This is a genomic window from Hylemonella gracilis str. Niagara R (genome assembly GCF_000600295.1).
Classification (GTDB): Bacteria; Pseudomonadota; Gammaproteobacteria; order Burkholderiales; family Burkholderiaceae_C; genus Hylemonella; species Hylemonella gracilis_A.
In genome coordinates, this window is sequence record NZ_JEMG01000001.1 from 2,553,516 (window position 1) to 2,575,711 (window position 22,196).

A 22,196-nucleotide genomic window follows, 5' to 3' on the forward strand; every position below is an offset into this window, starting at 1 on the left:
GAATTCCCAGTTGAACGAGGTGCAAAAGAAACGCGGTTTCATGCACCCACCTTCCATTCAGCTGGCTTGCCCCTCAAGTTGATCTGTGCCACCGCAGCACGCACGCCGTGCAGGCTGGCGATCAACTCCCCCGCCTCTCGGTCGATGCGGGCCAGTTCGTTGTCCGACACCTGGCCGTCTGCCAAGCTGACGGCGACTTCGCGGCAGTAGTCACCGAACTCGCGCGCGGCCACGGCCAAGCGGCTGATGCTTTCGTCGACCACCGGGTCGGCCGGCAGGTCCGGCAACGGAACCAGCATCTGCCGGCAGTTGAGCGCGAAAGCCTCAAGGATGCGCAAATCACCCGTGGCCTGCACGATGCGCTCCGCATCCATCAACCCCAGCTTGGCCACGCCCGTGCCATTCAGCTCATGCGCCAGCGTCGTCGGGTTCTTGCCGACTCGCGGCGCGAGTGACACCGCACCGCCCGGGTAGTCATGCACCACGTTCGCGGCAACGTCTCGCAAGTCCATCACAACATCTCCTGCTTTTTGTGAGCGACAAAACCCATGCAAACACTCAAACTGCCTGCATGAAAACGAAGAGGAAAAACACCCGCCGCCCCGGCGCGCCCAAGGCCGTGAACCTGCCCGCTCACGGCCAGGCGCCAGGGAGGAGACAACGCCATCGCATGGGAGGCACGCCGGACTTGACGGCGGCGGGTGTGAAAAGGGCGAGCGCCCCACGGCCTGACCACACTGGGGAGTCCTACGTCAACCAGCAAAGCCAAGAAGGGGGCGCTCATGGAAAAGGAACAGATCGAAGCCATCACAGGCTGGACGGCTGGAATACAGGCCTGCATCACTCATCTCGCCCATGTGGTCGCGCACAAAAGCGGCGCAACCATCGAAGAAATGGCAGCCTCCTTCGAGGCGACAGCTGCAACCTTGGAACCGCAAGCAAGGAATGCTGTGGTGATAAAGGCCGTGCTGCATCAGACTGCAGCGGGCATTCGCGGCAACGGGGCAGGCCCGGAGTGGACGGCTCTGATGGAACGGCTGCGCCAGAAATAAGCCTCGCCAGCTCAGCCTGGGTATGGTTGAACCAGGCTGCCTCCAGGAATGTCGGGCGCAGCTTTGAGTCACGCATGGCCGCCCTCCCCTTCCGCAGCCTCAGCAGGGACAGGCGGCGCCCCCTCCTGGTCAAGCAGCTCAGGCCAGAAGATGTGGAACTTGTCCGGCCATCGGCGCTTGCGACTGAACTGCCCGCCGCTCTTGAGCTCGATCTGGGCTGCCAAGGCGATCAGACGAGGCTCGGGGATGCCCTCGGTGATCCAGGCATGCACACTAGGCGGCTTGATGTCGAGCAGCCGTGCCACCGCCGTGGGGCCATCCAGCAACTCGATGATTTGGGCATGGGTCAGTTCCATGCCCAGATTATTAGCTGAAGCTAACAATAAAAGCAAGCCACAGCTAACAATACTTTAGTTAGCCTCGCCTAATAATGACATCCACACTTGCTGAACGAGTTAAAGAGCGGATGAACGCTCTTGGCTTGAACAACGCGGAATTGGCAAGAGCCTGCAAAGTGAAGCCGCCCACTTCCTACAACTGGGCAAACGGCAAAACGAAGAGCATCAAGGGCGAACAACTGCTTCGCGCAGCCCACGTGCTGCAAGTCTTGCCCCAATGGCTCGCAACAGGGCGGCCACCGATGTTTCCGAGCGACTTGCAGGCACAGGAAGCCGCCGCACCCTATAAATTAGAGCCCAAGGAAGATCCGCTCCGAACTGAACTACTTGCCGTGTTCAGCCAACTGGACGAGAAGGGCAAGAAAGATGCCTTGGGATATCTCCGCGTCTTTGTCGCAGGCTACCGCCCACATTCAGACGGCGAAGCTTCTGCAGTGGCCGGGAAATAAACGGGAGCAGCGGGGGCCAAACAAAATCAACCCCGCTCAACAGACGTTGGGATTCGATTGACGCTAACAGGCGGGGGCAACCCACGCCTGTCGCGTCAACCCTTTGCCGTGCCCGTCTCTTGCCCCGACAGATAGGTGACCAGTGTCGCCTTCAAGCGGTCAACAAAGTTGTAGATGTCATCGACTTTCTCGAGCGGTTCCAGCACCTCTTCCCGCTTCTCGTCGAAAAGACCTATTCTGAGATTCTTCAGATTATTGAACCGGAGACGGCAAAGGGGCCTGCGGTTGTTGTCGTCGAGCAAGACCGCGCAGTAGCTCTGGGCGTCCCGGATGGTAATGCGGCCCGGGCTCACCATGTCCCGAAGGATCGCCCTGATGGTGTGGAACGCCTCAAGCTCCTCCAGCGAGGTGTGAACCTGATCCTCTGCCCGCGCATCGGCAGAGGATTCGGGCGGAACTGGTGCCACCAACGAGGCCGGCTCGGGCGTCATGGCGCCCTTGAGCCGGGCATTGATCCTTTCCCCGATCAACTGCTCGAATGCCCGCCTGGTGATGGGTGTGAATTGCTCCCTGAGCGCCGGCGTGAAACGGCGGCTCCCGATCAGATCGGCTGCGACAAGGCGAACGAAGTCCTCGGGCGGGCTGACCATCCATTCCGCAAGTCGGTTCTGGATAGAGCGGGTGTACTTCAACTCGTTCGCGGTGGTGAGGATCGTGTCCAGGTCGAATACGGCCTTGGCGAACTTCTTCAGTTCATCCACGTCCCTGTCCTTGAAGTCGAGGATATTGAATTCGAAGAACGGCTTCTCGTCCATCTTGTTCGGCTGTTCCAAGTCGCTGAAGAACTTGTAAACCAACCCATTGGTCAGGACACCGAAGCGCGCGGTTGTCACATGGAAGTAGCGAAACAGTTGCCCCGCGTGACTGATGTTCAGTTCGGCCCCCGCCTTCTTGCACTCGAAAAGGATGATGGGGTTGCCATCCTTCAAGATGGCGTAGTCAACCTTCTCCCCCTTCTTCAAGCCAACATCCGCGACCAACTCCGGCGTGACCTCCAAGGGGTCGAAGACGTTGTACCCGAGAATCTGGATGAAGGGCATGATCATCGAGTTCTTCGTCGCCTCCTCGGTCTGGATCATGTCCTTGGTTGCCGTGATGCGCGAAGCCAAGACGCGAAGCTGATCAATGAAATCCACCGTGTTCTCCCTGCAAAGTTGTTGATAGGTTCAATATAAGTGTAATCAACTCCGCATCGCAGCCACACTACCTCCCCTTGGCCGACGCCATCACAGCCGCCCCTGCCCCACCGCTTCCTTGAGCAAAGCATTTACCCGGGTCTGCCACCCCTTGCCGCTGGCGCGCAAGTGCTCCAACACGTCCGGGTCCACGCGCATGTTCAGCCGGGGACGCTCTACCTCGGCTCGCGGACGACCCACGGGGCGCAGTTGCCTGAACTCGGCAGCGTTCACTTCATACGTGTCTGGATCTGCTGCGATGCCCGCTGCAATGGCAGCATCTTCTTTGGGCGTGGGCAGCTCCAGCACCAGGCCGGAACGGGTCTTAATGGTCTTGGGCATAGCTTTTTACCTCGCGTGAATTGGCCTTGCGCAGGCTGATGATGCGGCGCACCTCGCCGCGGTCCACGTACACCACGCAATACAGGCGCGCACCCCGCACCGCGTAGCCGATTTGCCGTGTCTCGCCATAGTCTCGGCGCGTGTCCGGCTTGGCGACCAGGGTCTCCCAATCCAGTTCCCCCGCTTCGGCCAAGGTCAAACCGTGCCGAGCTTGATTGATTGCGTCCTTGGCGGGATCGAACTCGATTTGCATGTGAATTATTGTGCAGCCTTAAATTATTTTCGTCAATACAAAATTAGCGGCGAATAATCTCATTAGTTACGGCTATTGACTGAAGATTAGTTTCAGCTAACAATTCATTCCGCCAGCCATCCACAGGCTGAAAGGAGCGGAAATGGAAATCAGCGAACTGCCCGGCAAGGCCGACTGGCCGGGACTCTTCCAGCACTTCAAGGTGTCGGCATGAGCGCGCCCGCTCACGTCCGATACCCCCTGCACGCCAGCACGGTGGGGGTGCAATTCGGGGTAGACATCAAAGACGCCAACGGCATGTTGGTCGGCTGCGTTCTTGGCCTGACGGACGTCATGCTGCCCACGGCGCGGGCCATGGCCGCAGGCCCCGCTCTGCTCAAGCTGGCAGAGCGCGTGGCACGATTGAACCGCGATGCCGACGAGATCGGCGCCGGCATGCTGGCAGGCCTGGTCGACGACGCGCGTGAACTCGTAGCCCAGGCCAGCAGCGCCCCGGCGGCGGCTGACCTCAGCCAGGTCATCACGGCCGCACGGAGCATGGCATGAGCGCGCTTCCCAACGACGCCCTTCTCTTTGCTGTCAGTTTGCCCGCGCAAGACAAGGCAGGCAACGCGGGTAGCGGTTCCAAAGTTGGCTTTTCAGAAGCCCGCCGTTCGCCGCACATGGAAGGTGGTGAAGCGTGAGTGCCGCCTACACCGTCCGCATGCAGTGCGGTGGTATTACCCGCGCCCAGGACGTGATTGCCGACAGTCGCATGGATGCCGTGATCCTCGGCCTCGACATCCTGATTCAGCTCCACATCGAAGACGCGATGACCGATGGTCCCATCGTGGTGACCGCCGTACCCAAGCACATGCGGACCAGGCTCGGTTGCGACAGTGCAGGCGTCTGCACTGTGAACGCAGCATGCCCGCGGCACCACACCTGCCTGGAGGAAGCCGTGTTCAGCCGCACGACACGCGCGCGCGAAGGGGTGTTGCAGTGACGCGCCGCCGCAATCGCTGGCTGGATGTGCTGGAAGAAGCCGTCTTTCTGGCTTTCATCTTCGGCGTGATGCTGCTTTCTTTCTACCTGGACGCGGCTGCAGCATGACGTCCGACCCCATCACCCTGGAGTACAGCGGCACCCTGCTGCATGCCGCGGAGGCACGCACAAAACAGCTCGACGCGGAGGGCCACATCGCGCCCGTGCTGTGCATGGAGGTCGAACTGGACAACGGCATGCACACACACATGCATGTGGAGCAGTTCTTTCCACTCGGCCAGGAAGAGCAATGCCGCGCGGCCGCGCGCCGGCACAAGAAGGGCGAGCGCGTGACCGTGCAGGCACCACTCGTCAGCACCCGACTGGTCGTGACGGCCAGCCACATCCAACCCATCAAGGAGGAACATTCGTGAGTTCACCCCTCATCATCGCTCTGACCGGCGCCCCTGGCGCAGGCAAAGACAGCGCGGCAACCGTGCTGGTCAACCGCATGGCGTTCATGACCATCGCTTTCGCCGACGCGCTACGGCGCGAGATCTGCGCGACCTGGCGCATCGATGAACGCATGCTGACCAACCGCGCCACCAAAGAGCTGGCCGTGCCTGCACTGGCCATCGGCAACTGTGGCGACCCTGCCTTCACGCGCTGGGCCTATGACGGCGCCATGAGCCTGCATACGCCTCGCAGCGCGCGCTGGGTCATGCAGCACTGGGGTGACTTTCAGCGCCGCTACAAACCCAGTTACTACGCCGACATCGTGACGCATTGGATGGAGCGTTACGCCGCTCAGGGCTTCACGCGCTTCGCGGTGACGGATCTGCGCTACCCCATCGAGTTGGAGGCGCTGCGCCGCGTGTCGCCTAGCGACCGTCTGCACGTGGTGCGGATTCACCGTCAACAGACCGCGCGCCTGCCGGATGAGACCGCCGGCCACAACAGCGAGCGTGCCGCTACGGCGCTGCCCGCCAACTTCCACGTCAGCAATGACGACACGCTTGCCAGCCTGGCCGCCGACATGCTGGCGCTGCCGCCGCTGCAAGGACTGCAACCCCTTGGTACAGGAGAAACAGCATGAGCGCCACCAGCATTCAACTGATCGCCCCGAGCAACCTGCGCGAAAGCGCGTTCAACTATCGCCGCCGGTTCAGCGAGGCCGGCCTGGCCGAGCTGACGGCTGACATCCGCGAAGTCGGCATCCAGCAGCCCCTGCTGGTGCGGCCCCTGCATTTGTCCGTGGACGGCGTCCTGGCCTTCAACCGCGACCTCCCGGACCGGGCCGGACAGTTCGATGGCGTCTACGAAATCATCTTCGGCGCCCGGCGCTTCCGCGCCGCCCAACGCGCGGACCTGATCGACGTGCCCTGCATGGTGCGCGAGATCGGGGATGCCGAAGCCAAGCGCCTGCAGATCAGCGAGAACCTGCAGCGCGAGGACGTGCATCCGATCGAGGAGGCCGAGGGCTTCCACGCCCTGATGAACGACCCTGAGCAGCCCATCGACGCGGACACGCTGGCTGCGCAGATCGGCAAGAGCCGTAGCCACGTCTACGGCCGCCTCAAGCTCCTGCAGGCCGTTCAGGTCGTGCGCGATGCGTGCCTGGCTGGCGAGATCGGCAGCGAGGTTGCGCTGCTGATCGCCCGGCTGCGCCTGCCCAAATGGCAGGAACAGGCACTGGCAGCCATCAAGAGCCGCTACTACGACATGAAGGACGGGGGCAAGAAGAGCTTCCGGCAGATCCAGGAGCTGCTGCGTGAGAAATTCACGCTCGACCTTGAGGGGGCCATTTTCGACACGCAGGACGCTCTGCTGGTTGAAGAAGCCGGACCGTGCGGTTCATGCCCTAAGCTGCTGGCCAACGCGCCAGAGTACGCCGACCTGATCGACGACAACGGCGAAGAGGCGGAGCGCCTTCGAGGCTACCGGCGCAGCATCAACCCTCACACGTGCACCGACCCCAGCTGCTTTGAAGCGAAGAAAAAGCAGCACCTCAATAACCGGGCCGCGGAGCTGGAGCAGCAGGGCAAGACGGTCATTGCCGGCAACAAGGCGCGCGCGGCGATTGACCAATATGGCAATGTCAAGGGCAGCTACATCGACCTCAAGGATGTGAAGGCTGAACTCAAGGTGGCAGGCAATGCCAAGAAAGCCAAGGAAGCCCTCAAGGACCTGCCCATCGTTGTCCTTCAAGACCCACGCACCGGCAAGACCGTCGAGGCCTTGGCCGTGGCAGACGCCCAGGCGGCGGGCATCAAGACAGAGCCAGCAACCTCGAAGAATGGGGGCAGCTACGAGCAACGCCAGCGCCATGACGCTAAGGCTCGCAAGCAGCGGGAGCAGCGCGCGAAAAAAGAGAACTTCTTCCGCATCGAACTACTCAAGCAGGTGCGCGCCGCCGTCAAGGCGAGTCCGCGAAGCATCTTTGATCTGCAGATGATCGCCCGCGCCTCGCTGAACAGCGATTTCTACCACGAAGAAAGCGAATTGCTTGCCGACCTATGGGGCCTGGGCGATGCCGATGAATTCGAAGGCCGAATCTCCGACATGAGTGCCGATGACCTCACACTCCTGTGCATCGACTGCGCACTTGTGGCGAACATCGAGGTCAGCGAGTGGGAAGAAAACCTCGACCAAGGCGCTGAAAACCTGTTCACCGCGGCCAAGCACTACGGCATTGATGTCGAAGCGATGCGCGAGGAAGTGGGCAACACCAACGCGGCCGACGCAAGCACCGAGGCCGAAGAGGAAGCCGAAGCATGAGCCGCAAGCGCAGTGCCTACCGTCCGCGCCCCGTCGCCGTCAACACGCTGGAGCTGGCCCTGCACGGCGCGGCCAAGCCCAGCCGGCAGGACCTGGCGGAACTGTTCAAACCCGTCCAGGCCGCAGTCCGCGCCATGCGCGAGGGGGTGGCAACGGAGCTGCAATGGTCCATCCTGTCCGGCTCGGTCGAAGTCGCCCAGGCCATTGAGCGCCAAGGCGTCGTGCGCGGCCTGCAGGGGCACCTGGACGCGACCGACCAGGCGCTGCAAGGCATCTACCGCCGCGCCATGGACTGCGGCGCTTGGAAGCCGCCAACTCTGTACTACCAGGAGCTGGACGCACTCAACCTCTTCGTCGAGCTGCACACCTTCCAGGCCAAGCAGCTCGGCCGTGCCGAGTTCATCCGCGCCGTGGACCTGGCCCAAAACAAGACACGGGCCCAGGGCCACACCGTCACCGTCGTGCGTGACATCTCCGTCCTCGCTCGCAATCATGATCGCAATCAAACCAGCATTGCTTGACAAAGAGCAGGCAGCGACCTACTGCTGCATCTCAGAGACGACGCTTGAGAAAGGCGTTCGCGAGGGTAACTTCCCGCCGCCTCGCCAGTTGGTGGGACGGCGAGTGGGGTGGCTAGTCGAAGAGCTGGACGTGTGGGCCAGGACTCGCCCCGTGTCAACGCTCTTGCCACCGCCCAATACCGGCGCGAAGAAGCCGCGCGCTACTTCGTCAAATGCTCCAGGTGCTTTGCAAGGCGCGTGAGCCAAGCCCGCTTCTCACCGTCGTAACGGTGGGTGTTATAGACGCCAACAATGCCCGCCTGCAGGTGCCCGAGGATGGCCTCGCCGATCTCGTCAATACACCCAAGCGCGGACAACATGGTGCGCCCAGTTCTGCGCAAATCGTGCGGCGTCCAGCCAGCAACCGGCAACACCACGCCGGCAGCCTTGCGCACCGTCGCCTTATCTGAGTACGGCTGCAGGTGGTAGATGTAGGTCGAGAAATCGTGCTGGGTGTACTGCTCGCCGCGCGAGTCTTCGAACAGGAAGCCCGACTCACCGACATTGGCCATGCGGCGCCTCACGATCTTGAGCGCTCGACCAACCAGCGGAACGCGGTGATCGACGGCATGTTCGAATCTAGCGTTTTTGGTCTGATCCTTCGGGACGGTCCACCACATTCCGTCCGCCTCTTCTGAGATGTTTTCCGGCCGCATGGCCAGGATCTCCCCACCTCGCGCACAGGTCCATAGGTACATCACGGTCGCATCCGCGCCCAGTTCATGCATATTGGGCAGCCAGCGAAGCAGCTCGCCAACTTCCATGTCACTCAACACTCGGCGCGCGCGGCCAACGTGCTCACCACCAATGATCTTGCCCCTGCTCTTGAGCTTGCCGCGCATCACCTGGCGCCACCAGTTGGGAGTGGAGTCGGGGACGCGCCCAGCATCGAGGGCGTGATCCCAAGCCGCGCCAAGTAGCGAGCGCAACTTCGCCGTCGACGTCGGCGTGGCCTTGCGGGCCTCGAGCAAGTTGAACGCAACAGCACGTGTCACCTGCTGCGGCACTGAAGCAGCAAATGCGGGCTCTTCAGAGAGGACTCGCTCCAGGGCACGCTGGGATGCGACCGCCCCTGCCTCGGCCCTGGTGTCATGGAGGTGGACGCAGAAGTCGCGAACAACCTCCGCCACGGTGTAGCCCGCGCCGGCTACAGGCTCAGGCATAGCCTGCAGGCGTGCGGCCTTCTTCTGCGCAGCTGGATCACCGCCTGCCGCACGCAACTCGCTCAGCTCCTTCCAGGCCACGACTGCTGCCTGGACGGACATGGCGGGCCACTGCCCGAGCGACGTCTGCTTCATTCGGTCGCCGAGCTTGTAGCGGTAGGTCCATGTTCGCCTACTGGCCGTGGCTTCCAGGCGCAGGCCCTTGCAACCGTCTACTACCAGGTGCTCACCAGGCTGAAGCAGCTTTGCCGATCTTGCGTCGAAATACAAGGTATAGTGCCCCCCGCTGTGACTTCCAGGCGCGCAGGAGCGGTGAGGAGCAAAAACCTACGCCGAACCTACGCCAAGGGCGCAAGTGTAGACGGGTTTGGACGGGCTTTAGCGAGGACAACTGAGCTGTAGGGTTCGCCGAATTCCGTTGTAAAATCAGGCACTTAGCGCGGATTTCCGTTAGGAATCAATGAGTTGCGCAACGCGGGTGTAGTTCAATGGTAGAACGGCAGCTTCCCAAGCTTCATACGAGGGTTCGATTCCCTTCACCCGCTCCAGAATGAACAACGGCCCAGGACCCTCCTCCTGGGCCGTTCTTGTTTGCCAGCGAGCAAATCCGCTAGCCGCCTTGGCGCCCAGCCTCAGGGATCCGGCACCACCCGCTGGGCAGCAGGCGCCTGTGCCCCCTCCTCCCCCATGAAAAACGCGACCGCCTGGGCCACCACTGCGGGCTCGATGCGGTGCTCGCCGTCGAAGGGCAGCAGGGTGAGGTCCACACCCTCCTCCAGCAGCTTCAGCGCGTGCGTGCGGGCGCTCGTGTCGTAAGGCAGTTGCGTGTCGGAGCGGCCGTGCGCGAGGAAGACCTTGGGCGTGCCATGGCGCGTGAAAGCGTTCATGAAACCCGCTGACAGTGCGATGACGTGGCTGAAGAGGTCGCCATTGCTCAGCCCAACCGACAGCGCGTAGCTGCCGCCATCGGAGAAACCGGCCAGGGCGATGCGTGCCGGGTCGAGGCGGAAACAGGCGGCCACCTGGCGCAGCGCGGTGTCCAGGCGCTCCAGATCCGGCCCATGACCGCCGATCACGATGTCCCAGGTTGGGAACAGGGACTGGGGCGTCAGCAGCAGGAAACGCCGGGCCCGCGCCCAGCGCACGAAATACGGCAAGACCTTGTCGGCCTCGCCCCCCGCGCCGTGGCACAGCACCAGCAAGGGCACGGGAGTCGTGATATCCAGGCCCTCGGGCACCACCAGTACGGCTTCGCGACCTTCGGGAAACTGCAGGTTGTGGCGGCCCGCAGGCAGCGGCGGCTGGGTGGGCGACCCCGGCAATGTGAAATTCAGGCGGCCCAGCAGCATGCCATGGGATGGCCCCAGCAGATCGGGATCGAGCATGCGGTCATTCTAGGAGAGCAAGAAGGCCAAGGCAGCGGCTGTGCCCACCTCTGCAACGCGCATGGAAGTGGCCAGGCAAGCCCAGCAGCCTGGCCACGATGGCCACACAAACCATCCGGCAGCGCTAGTAGGCAGCAGGCCGAGACGAACGGCCACCCGGCTGGTGCTGCTTGAAGAGTGCGGTAAGGGCCACCAAGCAGTCGCGGGCCGCCACTTCACCCTGCCGCACCGCGATCACGTTCATCAGGCCTGGGCGCAGGTACCAAAGCGTGTCCAGGTCGCGTGCGGACCGCAGTTGACGCTGCAGCATGTCCACCTGAGCGCTGACCTGGCCGTCCACCCGCTCCTGGCCCGGCAGCAGGTGCCCGGCAAGCTGCGCTTCGTCCCCAAGGCTGGCCTTGTCATTGTCCAGGCAAGCCTGCATGGCGCCGGACATGGCCATGCGCACCCGCTCAACCGCCGCTTGCGCCTGTGCACCTGTCGTGGCCTGCGCCGGATCGGAAGCACGCAGACCCCGGGATTTTTTCTCCGCACGGGAAGTGCCAGACAGTCTCAGGAGTTTTTTCGAGCGGGAGAACATGGGGCAATCGAGCAGCGCAAGCAGATCTGAAATCCGGAGCACCCTGGATGGGATGTCCGAAGCGGGCCAACGCGGCTGCAAGGTTTGCAAACTCCGCGCCCACTTGACAATACCTTTGTTTACGGTTGCTCAAAGCAAAAATAAAGGCCCCGATGCCGGACATCGGGGCCTCTTCCAACGTCATCCCGTCCGACCGCGCGGCCTAGGGCGCGGCATGCGGAGTGTCAGAGCAGGGACACGCCTGTCTTGCCCTGGATGAATTCACGCGTCACACCCGGGGCCAGCTCAACCAGCTTCAAGCCCTGCGGCGTCACGTCCATGACACCGAGGTCGGTGATGATGCGGTCGATCACGCCCTTGCCAGTCAGGGGCAGGGTGCACTCGGGCAGGATCTTGAGTTCCTCGCTGCCGTCCTTCTTCTTGGCCACATGCTCCATCAGGACGATGCAGCGCGGGACGCCAGCCACCAGGTCCATGGCGCCGCCCATGCCCTTGACCATCTTGCCCGGGATCATCCAGTTGGCCAGGTCCCCCTTGCCGCTGACCTGCATGGCCCCCAGGATGCTGAGGTTGATCTTGCCACCGCGGATCATGGCGAAGCTCTCGTGACTGCCGAAGATGCTGGTGCCCTTGATGGTGGTGACGGTCTGTTTGCCGGCGTTGATCAGGTCCGGGTCGACTTCGTCTTCCGTCGGGAAAGGCCCGATGCCCAGCATGCCGTTCTCGCTCTGCAGCCACACCTCCATGCCCTCGGGCACGAAATTGGCCACCAGGGTCGGCATGCCGATGCCGAGGTTCACGTAAAAGCCGTCCTGCAGCTCCTGGGCCGCGCGCGCGGCCATCTGGTCTTGGGTCCAGGGCATCTTGTACTCCTTGCCTGTCGTTGTCTGGGGGTTCGTCTCGCGAATGTCGCCTGGCCAGTGGCTCAGGCGGCGGTCCTGACCGTGCGTTTTTCGATGCGCTTTTCGGGCGTGGCGTTGAGCACGATGCGGTGCACATAGATGCCGGGTAGGTGCACGTCGTCCGGGTGCAGTTCGCCGGTCTCAACGATCTTTTCCACCTCGACGATGCAGACCTTGCCCGCCATGGCCGCGGCTGGGTTGAAGTTGCGCGCGGTCAGGTTGAAGCGCAGATTGCCGGACTTGTCGGCCACGTCGGCCTTGACCAGGGCCACGTCCGGCACCAGGGCGCGTTCCATCACATAGGTTTCGCCATCGAATTCGCGCAGTTCCTTGCCGTCAGCCACCACGGTGCCGACGCCGGTCTTGGTGAAAAAGGCCGGGATGCCCGCGCCGCCCGCGCGCAGCTTCTCGGCCAGCGTGCCCTGGGGCGTGAATTCCAGCTCCAGTTCACCGGCCAGGTACTGGCGCTCGAACTCCTTGTTCTCGCCCACGTAGCTGGAAATCATCTTCTTGATCTGCCGCGTCTGCAGCAGCTTGCCCAGGCCGAAGTCGTCCACCCCCGCATTGTTGGAGATGGCGGTCAGGTTCTTGATGCCAGCCTCGCGCACGGCATCAATGAGCGCCTCGGGGATGCCGCACAGGCCAAAACCACCGACGGCGATGAGCTGGCCGTCGCGCAGCACACCCTCGATGGCCGCCTTGGCGCTCGGGTAAATCTTGTTCACGGGGTTCTCCTTGCTGTGTCTGATCGAATGCCGGATGCAAGCCCGAGACTGTAAACGCGCCACCTACCTAGACCGATACGTAGTACTGCCTAAAATCCAGCCCGCATGGACAAGGAGACAAAATCATCACGCCCGGCGGGCAAGCCCATGGACAGCAGTCTCACGAACGCGCCCATCGATTACCGCCTGGCTTTCGACTACGCCCCCATCGGCATGGTGCTGTCGCGCCAGCGCGTCATCCTGGACTGCAACCGCCGCGTCTGCGAGATCTTCGGTACCGAGAGAGAAAGGCTGATCGGCCAGTCCTTCGCCCTGCTGTACCCGAGCACGGACGAATTCGAGCGCATCGGCGCACGCATCAACGCCCGCATGGACGCCCACAGTACTTACGCGGACGACCGGATCATGCGGCGTGTAGACGGGCACCGCCAAGGCGAGCTGTTCTGGTGCCATGTCACGGGCCGCGCGCTCGACCCCAGCCAACCACTGGGCCCGGGCATCTGGACTTTCGAAGACCTCAGCGCGCATCGCCAGGTGAAGGCCGGGCTCACGGCTCGTGAACGCGAGGTCGCCGCCCGCTTGCTGGAGGGCCTGACTTCCAAGGAAATCGGCAAGGCGCTGGCCATCAGCCACCGCACGGTGGAAATCTACCGCGCGCGGCTGATGCGCAAGTACCAAGCCGGTACCACGGCCGAACTCGTGCTCAAGCTCACGCTGGGCTGAGCGCAGACACGGCTCAAAAAGTCTCCCACTCGCCTTCCGCTTCCTTGCTTTCCTTGGGCGGCGACACGGCCTTGGGTTTGGCCGGGGCTGCCGTTGCGGCTGCTGCAGCTTTCGGCGCACCTGCACCCGCTGCCTTCGCACCCATCTGAGGGGCTGGGGCGCCTTGCGCCTTGCCAGGCGCGAGCCGAGGTGGCGCGGCCGGTGCTGGCTGGTTCGGCTGGCCAGCTGCCACCGACGGGGTGGACAGGGGCACCGAAACTCGCGCCGCAGAGGTTGAGGAAGCCGTGGCAGTGGACGACCCCGTGGACGAAGCCGACCGAGCGCGCGGCGCCGAGGCGGCGGCCCGTGCCGAGGGCGGCAAGCGCCCCGACTCGCCCTCACCCTCGCCGCTGCCCAGGCGGAACACCGCCATCATCCGTGCCAGGCTCTGTGCCTGTTCGCGCATGCTGCCGGCCGCGGCGGCACTTTCCTCGACCAAGGCGGAATTCTGCTGGGTCATCTGGTCCAGCTGGGCGACGGACTGGTTCACGCCCGCGATGCCCTGGCTCTGCTCGTGGGTGGCGGCGTGGATCTCGGCAATGATGTCCGTGACGCGCTTGACCGAGGTGACGATCTCGTCCATGGTCTGCCCGGCATTGGCCACCAGGCGGCTGCCGCTCTCCACCTTCTGGACCGAGGCGCCGATCAGGGCCTTGATCTCCTTGGCCGCCTCAGCGCTGCGCCCCGCCAGGGCCCGCACCTCGCTGGCCACCACCGCGAAGCCCCGCCCTTGCTCGCCCGCGCGCGCGGCCTCCACCGCCGCGTTCAGCGCCAGGATGTTGGTCTGGAAGGCGATGCCATCGATCACGTTGATGATGTCGGCGATGCGCTTGCTGCTGTCGTTGATATCGCCCATGGTGCTGACCACCTCGGACACCACCACGCCGCCGCGTCCGGCCACCTCGGCCGCCGTCGTGGCCAACTGGTTCGCCATGCTCGCGCTGTTCGAGGTCTGCTGCACCGTGCTGGTCAGCTGCTCCATCGCGGAGGCGGTGGCCTGCAGGCTACCCGCCGTCTGCTCCGTGCGCTGGGACAGGTCGGCGTTGCCCTGGGCAATCTCGCTGGACGCCGTGGTGATGCTGTCGGTCGCCGAGCGCACCTCGCTGACGAGATGACGCAAGGACCCAACCATCTGTGCCAGACCGCCCATCACACTGCCTGGGCTGGCGGGCGGGATCTGCACGCCCAAGTCGCCCTGAGCGATGCGCACCATCACCGCGTAGGCCTCGCTAGGTTCACCGCCCACCTGGCGGATCACCGACCGCCCCACCGACCAACCGATCCCGCCCACGATCAGCAGCACCACCAGCAACTGGAGCCCTCCGGTGAGGTAGAGGCGGGCCTTCATGGCGTCGATGTCGTCGGTATACAGGCCGGACCCCAACATCCATTCCCAGCCGGGCACCCGCACCACGTACTGCAGTTTGGGCGAAGGCACGGTCGCACCGGGACGGGCGAATTCACCCATCTCCATGGCGGTGTTGTCCTTGCTGGCCCGCAAGGCACCGGTCAGGGTGGCGATCACGTCCTTGCCCTGGCCATCCTTGAGCTTGCCCATCATGTTCTGGCCCTCAAAATCCTTGCGGATGGGGTGCACGACCCCGGTGCCGTCCATGGTGTAAATGTAGAAGTACTCGACGTTGCCGGCCCCGTAGCGCGACACCCGCACCGCTTCGGCCGCGGCCTTCTGCGCGTCCTCCACGGTCATCTCGCCCTTCTCGGCCTTGCTTTTGTAGGCATTGACGATGCTGTGCATGGATTGCACGGCCGTGGCCAGTTGCTCGGTGCGCGCCTCCATGACGCGCCGCCCCGCGGCCAGCGTGGAAGTGACGATCAGCACCGCCACGGCCAGCAGCGCCGCCCCCACGATGACACCAATCTTCTGCTTGAAACTCAAGTTCATGGGAACACCTCGCCCCGCATTGCCAAAAGAAAACAAACCCAAGAAACCCGACGAGTACGGGACGTGCCCCGCCCGTAGGCGACGCACGCATACCCTCCCCCGGTCCTCTGTCTATATCGGCAGGCCGTGACACAAACTGACGCTGGAAATCGCAGCAAGCGGGCTGGTCGGGTGGCGGAGTTAAGAATCGAACGATCGTGCTATTTTTTGAAGAATTGGCTCGAAGCGCCTTAGAATCCTGCAGCGCGCTTGACCGACAAGCCCCCGCCCCGAGACGAGATACAGAACGAGATACCGCTTATGACGAACCAAGACATCCTCACCCAATACGGCCCGCGCGAAGCCATGGAATACGACGTGGTCGTCGTCGGCGGCGGCCCGGCCGGCCTGTCCACCGCCATCCGCTTGAAACAGCTCGCGGCCGAAAAAGGCCAGGATGTCTCGGTCGTCGTGCTGGAAAAAGGTGGCGAGCCCGGCGCGCACATCCTCTCTGGCGCGGTCATGGACCCGCGCGCCATCGAGGAACTCTTCCCCGACTGGAAGGAACGCGGCGCGCCGCTGAACCAGCCAGTGACGGGCGACGACGTGCTCTTCCTGTCCGAAAAGGGTGCCAAGCGCACGCCGGACTTCCTGGTGCCGGACAACTTCCATAACCAGGGCAATTACGTCGTTGCGCTCGGCTTGGTCACCAAATGGCTCAGCGAGCAGGCCGAAGCCCTGGGCGTGGAAATCTTCCCCGGCTTCGCCGTCGCTGAAGTGCTCTACAACGAGAACGGCTCCGTGAAAGGAGTGGCCACCGGCAACCTCGGCGTCGGCAAGAACGGCGAGCCCACCGGCAGCTTCCAGCTCGGCATGGAGCTCCACGCCAAGTACACCGTATTCGCGGAAGGTTCGCGCGGCAACCTGGGCAAGCAACTCATCGCCAGGTACAAGCTCGACGAAGGCAAGGACCCGCAGAGTTACGCGCTCGGCGTCAAGGAACTCTGGGAAATCCCCGCCGACAAGGCCCAGCCCGGCCGTGTTGTCCATACCGCCGGCTGGCCTATGGGCAACAGCACCTACGGCGGTGGCTTCCTCTACCACCTGGAGGGCAACAAAGTGACGCTGGGCTTCGTCACCGGCCTGGACTACCAGAACCCCTACCTGAGCCCTTTCGAGGAAATGCAGCGCTGGAAAACCCACCCGGCCATCCGCGCGCACATCGAAGGCGGCAAACGCATCGGCTACGGCGCGCGCGCCATCACGGCCGGCGGCCTTCTGTCCCTGCCCAAGACCATCTTCCCGGGCGGCGTGCTCGTGGGCTGCGATGCGGGTTACCTGAACGCCAGCCGCATCAAGGGCAGCCACGCCGCCATCAAGAGCGGCATGCTGGCAGCCGAAGCGCTCTTCGAGGCCGTCACCGCGGGCCGCGCGCACGATGAACTCACGGCCTACCCCGCAGCCTTCGAGCAGAGCTGGCTGCACCAGGAACTGAACCGCGCGCGCAACTTCAAGCAATGGTTCAAGAAAGGCAGCGTCGTGGGCGCGCTGATGACCGGCATCGAGCACTGGCTGCTGCCCAAGCTGGGCATCAAGACCCCGCCGTGGACCGTGCACCGCAAGGAAGCCGACCACCAGCGCCTGAAACCCGCTGCCGAGTGCCAGCCCATCACCTACCCGAAGCCGGACGGCAAACTGACCTTCGACCGTTTGAGCAGCGTGTTCATCAGCAACACCAACCACGCCGAAGACCAGCCCGCGCACCTGACGCTCAAGGACGCGAGCGTGCCGGTCAGCATCAACCTGGCCAGATACGCCGGTCCCGAGAGCCGTTACTGCCCGGCGGGCGTGTACGAGTTCGTCAAGAACGCCGACAACAGCGACCGCCTGCAGATCAACGCCCAGAACTGCGTGCACTGCAAGACCTGCGACATCAAGGACCCGACGCAGAACATCGTCTGGGTCACGCCGGAAGGCGGCGGCGGGCCTAACTACAGCGGAATGTAAGCATTTCGGGCGCTCCGAGCGCCCGGCCTTCCCAGCCCATGCGCCGGGGTCAAGCCGCCTGCAAGCGCCGCTGCAGGAAATCCCCTAAAGCCCGCATGCGCGCGCTCAGGTGCGTGCCGCGCGCGAGCGCAAGAACCAGCGGATAAGGCTGGGAGCGCACCTGGGGCAGGACGTGGACCAGATGCCCGGCCGCCAGATCGGCGGCCACGTCCAGGCGCGACTTCAGCGCGATACCCCAGCCCTCCACCGCCCATTGCCGAGCGACCAGGCCGCTGTCGACACTGCGGCGCACCCGCGCGCGGAAGGTGACCGGCTTGCCGGCGTCGAGCAGCGTCCATCGGTGCGCGGGCCGGCTGGCGATGCGCAGGCCGATCATCTCGTGCGCGGCCAGGTCGTCCAAGCGTTTGGGCATGCCCGCGCGACGCAAATAGGCGGGCGCGGCCACCAGAATGGCATGGTTGTCCGGCACCAGGGGCCGCACGATCTGGCCGGGGGCGGCCTCGCCATAGCGGATGGCGGCGTCCACGGGCTCGCGCGTCAGATCGGCCACACGGTCGCCGACGGCCAGATCGAGTTGCAACTGCGGGTGCAGCCCCATGAATTCATCCAGCAGCGAACGCAAGACCTGCGTGCCCAGGTCGGTCGGTACGCCCAGGCGCAACAAACCCCGCACCTGCGTGAGCGGCGCGCGCAATTCGGCCGCCGCCTCGTCCACGGCGCTCAGCGCCGAGAGGCAGCGCTGCAAGAAGGCCTCGCCCTCCGGCGTGGGTCTCAGGGCGCGACTGGAGCGCATGAACAAGCGCGCACCGAGTTGCTGCTCCAGCCGGCGGATCGCCGCCGTGGCGGTCGCGTTGAGCAATCCTTGTTCACGCGCGGCGGCGGCCACGCCACCGAGCTCGGCCACGCGCAGGGCCAAACGCAAGGCGCCGAGGTCCAGGCGCTCGGAAAGGGCCAAAGCAGGAGCAATCGATGCCTTCATTGACAAATTCCATTTGTCATTGCCGCAGTATCGCATGGCTGGTTCGGAACACTTGGCCGCAAGACACTGGCGGCCATCGCAACCTTTCCAGGAGTTCCCATGAAAACCATCGGCCACCTTCAACCCCTGCCACTCAGCGACGCGCAGGCCCTGATCGAGCTCACCCTGCCGGACCCGGAACCGGGGCCGCACGACCTGCTGGTGCGCGTGCGTGCGGTGTCCGTCAACCCGGTGGATGTGAAAGTGCGCGCCGGCATGGCGCCGCCACCCGGCCAGCCGCGTGTGCTGGGTTGGGACGCCGCAGGCGAAGTGCTGGCAATGGGCTCGCAAGTGCAAGGCTTCACCATCGGTGACCGCGTCTGGTACGCCGGTGCGCTGCAGCGTACCGGCAGCAACGCGCCGCTGCAGACCGTGGACGCGCGCATCGTGAGCCGCATGCCGCGCAGTCTGGACTACCCAGCCGCAGCCGCCCTGCCCCTGACCGGGATCACGGCCTGGGAGTTGCTGTTTGATCGCCTGGGCGTGCCGCAAGGCGGCGGCGCCGGCCAGCGCCTGCTGGTGGTCGGCGCCGCTGGCGGCGTGGGGTCCATCCTCGTGCAACTGGCACGCCAGTTTACGCAACTGGAGGTGGTGGCCACCGCCTCGCGCCCGGAGACCGTGGCCTGGGTCCGTGAGCTGGGCGCGCACCATGTGATCGACCACCGTCAGCCGCTCGATGAGGCGCTGAGCGCGGCCGGACTTTCAGGCGGCGTGCACTTGGTGGCCAGCCTCACGCACACCGAGACCCACTACCCCGCGCTGGTACGCGCTTTGCGCCCGCAGGGCCGCATCGCGCTCATCGACGACCCGGCGAGCCTGGACGCACGCCCCTTGAAGATGAAAAGCGCCTCGCTGCACTGGGAGTTCATGTTCACACGTCCCATGTTCGAGACAGATGACATGGCGGCGCAAGGTCACTTGCTGGCCCGGCTCGCCGAGGCCGTGGACGCAGGCCGCCTGCGCAGCACGGTCACGCGTGACTTCGGGGAACTGTCCGTGGCGACCCTGTGCGAGGCGCACGCCTGGGTCGAAAGCGGCCAGGCAATGGGTAAAGGCGTGCTGCGGGTGGGTTGAGCTGCGAGGGTGGCACGGGCGCGGCACAAGCGCCCGCCGCCAACCGACGATGCGCTCCAGCTCCGGCTTCAGGCATTGCCCAGATAGTCCTTCTTGCCAATATCCACGCCGTTGTGCCGCAGGATGGCGTAGGCCGTGGTGACGTGGAAGAAGAAGTTGGGCAGCGCCGTGTTCAGCAGGTAAGGCAGACCCAGCAGGCGCTCCTCGCCGGTGCGGCGCTTGAGCACGATTTCGCGCGCCTCGCTGCCATCGATTTGCTCGTGTTTGAAGGACTGGAGATAGACCAAGGTCTTGGCGATGCGTTCGTTCAACTCAGCGAAGGTCTTTTCATTGTCCTCATAGACCGGGGGCGCGACACCGGCCAGGCGGGCCGCGCAGCCCTTGGCGGTGTCGGTGGCGATCATGATCTGGTTGCTCAGCGGCAGCATGTCGGGATAGAGGCGTGCGCTGGTGAACACCAGTTCATCGATCCCCTTGGCTTGGGCATGTGCCTGGGCCTTGGACAGGACGGCATGCAAATTGCCCAGCATGCGGATGAAAACAGGCACGCTGGCCTGGTACATGGACAGAGAGGACATGGATGATTTCCCGTTGAAAAAAGAAAACGGAATCATCGGGCATCCGAGATTTTTTTGCAGGACCAGCCCCTTGGGCCTGCCCCATGTGGCAGGCAGGCCAGACGTGCCGAACATGGCGAATTGGCAATTGGGCAGGGCCATCGACTTGGTGTACGCTAGCCCCCGAGCCGTAATTCCATGTTCATCCAGTTCCTGACCGCATTCCTGATCGTGGGCCAGCACCTCGCGCGCAGCACGCGCGGTCGGCCCTGCGCGCCTCCGGTCACACCGCTGTCCCCGCCGTCGGCCCTCCACGGTTGACGGTGCCAGCCGCGCACCCTGCCTGGGCGCGCGCCCGTCATTTCACTGGAGATTTCTCATGGCCGATCTGTTTGACAACCCCATGGGCCTGTGCGGCTTCGAGTTCGTCGAATTCGCCTCCCCCACCCCCAACACGCTCGAACCGCTGTTCGAGAAAATGGGCTTCTCCCTCGTCGCCAAGCACCGCAGCAAGGATGTGCTGCTCTACCGCCAGGGCGACATCAACTTCATCGTCAACCGCGAACCCAAGAGCCTGGCCGGTTATTTCGCCGCCGAGCACGGCCCCAGCGCCTGTGCCATGGCCTTCCGCGTCAAAGACTCGCACAAGGCGTACCACCGTGCCCTGGAACTAGGCGCGCAGCCCGTGGAAGTGCCGACCGGTCCGATGGAACTGCGCCTGCCCGCCATCAAGGGCATCGGCGGCGCGCCGCTTTACCTGATCGACCGCTACGAAGACGGCAAGAGCATCTACGACATCGACTTTGAGTTCCTGCCGGGCGTGGACCGGCACCCGGTGGGCCATGGCCTGAAGATCGTTGATCACCTGACGCACAACGTCTACCGCGGGCGTATGAGCTTCTGGAGCGAGTTCTACGAGAAGTTCTTCAACTTCCGCGAAATTCGCTACTTCGACATCAAGGGCGAGTACACGGGTCTGACCAGCAAGGCCATGACCGCACCCGACGGCCTGATCCGCATCCCACTCAACGAAGAAGCCGGCAAGGGCGGCAATGGGCAGATCGAGGAATTCCTGATGCAGTTCAACGGCGAGGGCATCCAGCACATCGCCCTGCTTTCGGACGACCTGATCGCCACCGTCGATGCGCTGCAGATGGCGGGCGTGCCACTGGCGACAGCACCCAACGAGATCTACTACGAGATGCTGCAAGAACGTCTGCCCGGCCATGGCGAACCCGTGGGCGAGCTTCAAGCCCGTGGGATCCTGCTGGATGGCAACACCAAAGACGGGGCGCCGCGCCTGCTGCTGCAGATTTTCAGCCAGCCCTTGCTGGGACCGGTGTTCTTCGAGTTCATCCAACGCAAGGCGGACGAGGGCTTTGGCGAGGGCAACTTCCGTGCCCTGTTCCTGAGTCTGGAACGCGACCAGATCCGGCGCGGAACCTTGAAGGTGGACACACCCGCCTCGGCCTGATCGCAAGCCTGAAGCCCACGCGCAAACCAGCCCGGGGGATGGGCTGGTTAACCCCCATGCGCGAAACCAGGCAATTGCGCGTATAATCCCTGTCGTTGTCGCGCCATGCTTACCTGCGCGGCAACTGCAGTCTGACAGGGCCCACGGTTTTCTCACACCGTCCGCACGGCCTCCAGCCTCGCCACCTCGCTTGACTGGCCCTGTCTCCCGGCCCTGCGTGGTTCGGCCGGCAGTCACACTTCGTCCTCAGCGGCAAGCTCAATCCCCCCGGCCCGCACCCTCAACCCCGGACTGGAACACGGCGGTCAGCGCCGATACGCGGCGCATCGCGCCACACCCTATTTCTGTTTTTACGAAGCGCGGCCACAGAACCGCGCGCACACGATGAATATCCATTTGGAACATGCTTTCCCGGTAGGCAAATACCTTGTCTCCCCTCTGACCCGTCAAACCGAGTCCGGCCGCTACACGGCCCATGTCTCGATCCGCAGCGGCCGCGGCCAGGCCACGCACGACCGCGTGCTGGGCTTCGTCCCGGAATTCGGCACCCGCGAAAGCGCGCTGCAATATGCCGCCGCCGAAGGACAGCGCTGGTTGCATCAGCGGCATTGCAACGCCTGAGTCCGGCCCTCCCTCC

At 64.0% G+C, this 22,196-nt stretch carries 28 protein-coding genes and 1 tRNA gene; 16 read left to right on the forward strand and 13 right to left on the reverse strand.

From position 1 onward, the window contains the following. Positions 1 to 38: 38 nt before the first annotated feature. A complete protein-coding gene (locus AZ34_RS11730) occupies positions 39 to 512 on the reverse strand; it encodes a phage regulatory CII family protein (RefSeq protein ID WP_035608232.1) in 474 nt (157 codons plus the stop codon). A 270-nt stretch (positions 513 to 782) separates the two neighbouring features. Between AZ34_RS11730 and AZ34_RS11735 the strand changes: the two genes are divergently transcribed. After that, the gene (locus tag AZ34_RS11735) at positions 783 to 1,052 is read left to right on the forward strand and encodes a hypothetical protein (RefSeq protein WP_035608235.1); all 270 of its coding nucleotides are present in this window, start codon (positions 783 to 785) and stop codon (positions 1,050 to 1,052) included. A 68-nt stretch (positions 1,053 to 1,120) separates the two neighbouring features. Here the strand turns inward: AZ34_RS11735 and AZ34_RS11740 are convergent, their stop codons facing one another. Further along, positions 1,121 to 1,408, reverse strand: a complete 288-nt coding sequence (locus AZ34_RS11740; RefSeq protein WP_051509751.1) for a hypothetical protein — start codon at positions 1,406 to 1,408, stop codon at positions 1,121 to 1,123. A gap of 74 nt (positions 1,409 to 1,482) precedes the next feature. Here AZ34_RS11740 and AZ34_RS17650 point away from each other — a divergent pair, with 74 nt between their 5' ends. Further along, positions 1,483 to 1,899: a helix-turn-helix domain-containing protein gene (locus tag AZ34_RS17650; RefSeq protein WP_155831801.1), complete on the forward strand. Its 417-nt coding sequence runs from the start codon at positions 1,483 to 1,485 to the stop codon at positions 1,897 to 1,899. A gap of 95 nt (positions 1,900 to 1,994) precedes the next feature. Here AZ34_RS17650 and AZ34_RS11750 read toward each other — a convergent pair whose 3' ends face one another. From AZ34_RS11750 to AZ34_RS11760, 3 genes are all read right to left on the reverse strand, one after another. Beyond that, positions 1,995 to 3,095 carry a type I restriction endonuclease gene (locus tag AZ34_RS11750; protein WP_035608239.1) on the reverse strand — a complete coding sequence of 367 codons (1,101 nt, stop codon included), beginning with the start codon at positions 3,093 to 3,095 and terminating at the stop codon, positions 1,995 to 1,997. A gap of 90 nt (positions 3,096 to 3,185) precedes the next feature. Continuing rightward, positions 3,186 to 3,476 carry a BrnA antitoxin family protein gene (locus AZ34_RS11755; protein ID WP_035608241.1) on the reverse strand — a complete coding sequence of 97 codons (291 nt, stop codon included), beginning with the start codon at positions 3,474 to 3,476 and terminating at the stop codon, positions 3,186 to 3,188. Further along, complete coding sequence (locus AZ34_RS11760; RefSeq protein WP_035608244.1) at positions 3,460 to 3,729, reverse strand: BrnT family toxin; 270 nt, start codon at positions 3,727 to 3,729, stop codon at positions 3,460 to 3,462. Before AZ34_RS11760 ends, AZ34_RS11755 begins: the two co-directional genes overlap by 17 nt. A gap of 210 nt (positions 3,730 to 3,939) precedes the next feature. Here AZ34_RS11760 and AZ34_RS11765 point away from each other — a divergent pair, with 210 nt between their 5' ends. The 8 genes from AZ34_RS11765 to AZ34_RS17980 all read left to right on the forward strand — a co-directional run bounded on the left by AZ34_RS11765 (position 3,940) and on the right by AZ34_RS17980 (position 8,232). Then, a complete protein-coding gene (locus AZ34_RS11765; protein WP_035608246.1) occupies positions 3,940 to 4,275 on the forward strand; it encodes a hypothetical protein in 336 nt (111 codons plus the stop codon). Continuing rightward, on the forward strand, positions 4,272 to 4,412 hold the full coding sequence (locus AZ34_RS18375) for a hypothetical protein (RefSeq protein WP_155831802.1): 141 nt from the start codon (positions 4,272 to 4,274) through the stop codon (positions 4,410 to 4,412). Before AZ34_RS11765 ends, AZ34_RS18375 begins: the two co-directional genes overlap by 4 nt. Next, positions 4,409 to 4,714 carry a hypothetical protein gene (locus tag AZ34_RS11770; RefSeq protein ID WP_035608248.1) on the forward strand — a complete coding sequence of 102 codons (306 nt, stop codon included), beginning with the start codon at positions 4,409 to 4,411 and terminating at the stop codon, positions 4,712 to 4,714. Before AZ34_RS18375 ends, AZ34_RS11770 begins: the two co-directional genes overlap by 4 nt. A gap of 103 nt (positions 4,715 to 4,817) precedes the next feature. Then, a complete protein-coding gene (locus AZ34_RS11775; RefSeq protein ID WP_035608251.1) occupies positions 4,818 to 5,126 on the forward strand; it encodes a hypothetical protein in 309 nt (102 codons plus the stop codon). Next, the gene (locus AZ34_RS11780) at positions 5,123 to 5,788 is read left to right on the forward strand and encodes a hypothetical protein (RefSeq protein WP_035608253.1); all 666 of its coding nucleotides are present in this window, start codon (positions 5,123 to 5,125) and stop codon (positions 5,786 to 5,788) included. The genes AZ34_RS11775 and AZ34_RS11780 overlap by 4 nt, the downstream gene beginning before the upstream one ends. Further along, a complete protein-coding gene (locus tag AZ34_RS17655) occupies positions 5,785 to 7,470 on the forward strand; it encodes a ParB/RepB/Spo0J family partition protein (protein ID WP_051509756.1) in 1,686 nt (561 codons plus the stop codon). The genes AZ34_RS11780 and AZ34_RS17655 overlap by 4 nt, the downstream gene beginning before the upstream one ends. Next, positions 7,467 to 7,991: a hypothetical protein gene (locus tag AZ34_RS11790; RefSeq protein WP_035608256.1), complete on the forward strand. Its 525-nt coding sequence runs from the start codon at positions 7,467 to 7,469 to the stop codon at positions 7,989 to 7,991. Before AZ34_RS17655 ends, AZ34_RS11790 begins: the two co-directional genes overlap by 4 nt. Then, positions 7,963 to 8,232, forward strand: a complete 270-nt coding sequence (locus AZ34_RS17980) for a helix-turn-helix transcriptional regulator (protein WP_035608258.1) — start codon at positions 7,963 to 7,965, stop codon at positions 8,230 to 8,232. The genes AZ34_RS11790 and AZ34_RS17980 overlap by 29 nt, the downstream gene beginning before the upstream one ends. On the opposite strand, the gene AZ34_RS11800 is transcribed toward AZ34_RS17980, so the two are convergent. Further along, on the reverse strand, positions 8,192 to 9,463 hold the full coding sequence (locus AZ34_RS11800) for a tyrosine-type recombinase/integrase (RefSeq protein ID WP_035608261.1): 1,272 nt from the start codon (positions 9,461 to 9,463) through the stop codon (positions 8,192 to 8,194). The two genes, AZ34_RS17980 and AZ34_RS11800, sit on opposite strands and share 41 nt — an antisense overlap. A 204-nt stretch (positions 9,464 to 9,667) precedes the next feature. On the opposite strand from AZ34_RS11800, the gene AZ34_RS11805 reads away from it, so the two are divergent. Further along, positions 9,668 to 9,741: transfer RNA gene (locus AZ34_RS11805), tRNA-Gly, on the forward strand. Between the two features lie 84 nt (positions 9,742 to 9,825). Here AZ34_RS11805 and AZ34_RS11810 read toward each other — a convergent pair. From AZ34_RS11810 to AZ34_RS11825, 4 genes are all read right to left on the reverse strand, one after another. Further along, positions 9,826 to 10,578 (reverse strand): alpha/beta hydrolase, encoded by a 753-nt coding sequence (locus AZ34_RS11810; RefSeq protein ID WP_035608264.1) that lies wholly within the window; start codon positions 10,576 to 10,578, stop codon positions 9,826 to 9,828. A 124-nt stretch (positions 10,579 to 10,702) separates the two neighbouring features. Then, on the reverse strand, positions 10,703 to 11,158 hold the full coding sequence (locus tag AZ34_RS11815) for a hypothetical protein (RefSeq protein ID WP_155831803.1): 456 nt from the start codon (positions 11,156 to 11,158) through the stop codon (positions 10,703 to 10,705). 224 nt (positions 11,159 to 11,382) lie between these two features. After that, a complete protein-coding gene (locus AZ34_RS11820) occupies positions 11,383 to 12,021 on the reverse strand; it encodes a 3-oxoacid CoA-transferase subunit B (RefSeq protein ID WP_035608269.1) in 639 nt (212 codons plus the stop codon). Positions 12,022 to 12,083: 62 nt separating this feature from the next. Continuing rightward, positions 12,084 to 12,785 (reverse strand): CoA transferase subunit A, encoded by a 702-nt coding sequence (locus AZ34_RS11825; RefSeq protein WP_035608272.1) that lies wholly within the window; start codon positions 12,783 to 12,785, stop codon positions 12,084 to 12,086. Between the two features lie 147 nt (positions 12,786 to 12,932). Between AZ34_RS11825 and AZ34_RS11830 the strand changes: the two genes are divergently transcribed. Next, entirely contained in the window at positions 12,933 to 13,508 is a 576-nt protein-coding gene (locus AZ34_RS11830) for a LuxR C-terminal-related transcriptional regulator (protein WP_035608275.1), read from the forward strand. A gap of 13 nt (positions 13,509 to 13,521) precedes the next feature. Here the strand turns inward: AZ34_RS11830 and AZ34_RS11835 are convergent, their stop codons facing one another. After that, positions 13,522 to 15,450 carry a methyl-accepting chemotaxis protein gene (locus AZ34_RS11835; protein ID WP_035608277.1) on the reverse strand — a complete coding sequence of 643 codons (1,929 nt, stop codon included), beginning with the start codon at positions 15,448 to 15,450 and terminating at the stop codon, positions 13,522 to 13,524. A 300-nt stretch (positions 15,451 to 15,750) separates the two neighbouring features. Between AZ34_RS11835 and AZ34_RS11840 the strand changes: the two genes are divergently transcribed. Beyond that, entirely contained in the window at positions 15,751 to 17,436 is a 1,686-nt protein-coding gene (locus AZ34_RS11840; protein WP_035608280.1) for an electron transfer flavoprotein-ubiquinone oxidoreductase, read from the forward strand. Positions 17,437 to 17,485: 49 nt separating this feature from the next. Here AZ34_RS11840 and AZ34_RS11845 read toward each other — a convergent pair whose 3' ends face one another. Further along, positions 17,486 to 18,415: a LysR family transcriptional regulator gene (locus tag AZ34_RS11845; protein WP_051509758.1), complete on the reverse strand. Its 930-nt coding sequence runs from the start codon at positions 18,413 to 18,415 to the stop codon at positions 17,486 to 17,488. A 99-nt stretch (positions 18,416 to 18,514) separates the two neighbouring features. On the opposite strand from AZ34_RS11845, the gene AZ34_RS11850 reads away from it, so the two are divergent. Then, complete coding sequence (locus tag AZ34_RS11850; RefSeq protein WP_035608283.1) at positions 18,515 to 19,528, forward strand: zinc-binding alcohol dehydrogenase family protein; 1,014 nt, start codon at positions 18,515 to 18,517, stop codon at positions 19,526 to 19,528. 68 nt (positions 19,529 to 19,596) lie between these two features. Here AZ34_RS11850 and AZ34_RS11855 read toward each other — a convergent pair whose 3' ends face one another. Then, positions 19,597 to 20,106 (reverse strand): DUF1993 domain-containing protein, encoded by a 510-nt coding sequence (locus AZ34_RS11855; protein WP_035611606.1) that lies wholly within the window; start codon positions 20,104 to 20,106, stop codon positions 19,597 to 19,599. A 358-nt stretch (positions 20,107 to 20,464) separates the two neighbouring features. Here AZ34_RS11855 and hppD point away from each other — a divergent pair, with 358 nt between their 5' ends. Next, positions 20,465 to 21,559 (forward strand): 4-hydroxyphenylpyruvate dioxygenase, encoded by a 1,095-nt coding sequence (hppD, locus tag AZ34_RS11860; protein ID WP_035608287.1) that lies wholly within the window; start codon positions 20,465 to 20,467, stop codon positions 21,557 to 21,559. Between the two features lie 384 nt (positions 21,560 to 21,943). Continuing rightward, positions 21,944 to 22,180, forward strand: a complete 237-nt coding sequence (locus AZ34_RS17985; protein ID WP_081767190.1) for a hypothetical protein — start codon at positions 21,944 to 21,946, stop codon at positions 22,178 to 22,180. Positions 22,181 to 22,196 lie beyond the last annotated feature (16 nt).